Source organism: Romboutsia sp. 13368, from assembly GCF_018336475.1.
In the GTDB taxonomy this organism is placed as follows: Bacteria; Bacillota; Clostridia; order Peptostreptococcales; family Peptostreptococcaceae; genus Romboutsia.
The window spans coordinates 1457572-1458310 of record NZ_CP048741.1 but is presented as its reverse complement, the minus strand read 5'-3'; the positions used below and the strand labels follow the sequence as shown (position 1 = coordinate 1458310).

The window sequence follows — 739 nt, the reverse complement described above, 5'->3', positions numbered from 1 at the left end:
GTGGGCCACCATATATGAATATTAATGATAATATTATTGCCCAGATAAAGTTAGGGCATTTTTTTTTGTTCTTAGAACCATTAATAATAGAATATTTTTTAGAAAACATACTATTTCTCCAATCTTAATATTTACCTAAGTAAGATAAAGTAAATAAACTTTATAAAATATATTACTTATTATATATATTAAAGTTTATTTAATAAAATTTATACACTGTGTTAATTAATATATTAATTTATAAATCAAATAACGACAATAAATAGTTAATTATTATAGATATTTATCATTTATTAGAATGATAAATAAAGGTATAAGAAAAAAAGTGTCTAATATATTAAAAGTATAAATATAGGAGGGGGATTATGACTATAAACAAAGGGAAAAGGGATTATTTAAGTTTAGTTTTAATTTTAAGTATGGGGATTACAGGTTGTACGAAGGTAACTACCAATAATAATGTAGAGCAAGAGGCAAAAGTTGAAGAAGTAGAGGTTGAAACAATTTTAGGTTCAGTTAAAACATCATATGTAGAAGATGATACATTATCATATAAAACAACACTAGATTTTGAACATGATAATGAAGTAGTATTTCAAAATAAATATTCAGATATGGAAGGGATATTTACATTTAGGGGAAACTCACTTAGAAATTCACCATCTTTTGGACATGCAGATTTAAATGATAAAAAACTTGAAGTATTATGGGAATTTACTACATCATCTAGCTCTTAAGG

The 739-nt window shown here is 24.0% G+C and carries 1 protein-coding gene; it reads left to right on the top strand.

Going from position 1 to position 739, the window contains the following annotated elements; genetic code table 11:
• The first annotated feature begins 365 nt into the window (after positions 1-365).
• Positions 366-737, top strand: a complete 372-nt coding sequence (locus G3997_RS05875; protein ID WP_296644337.1) for a hypothetical protein — start codon at positions 366-368, stop codon at positions 735-737.
• The last annotated feature ends 2 nt before the right edge of the window (positions 738-739 follow it).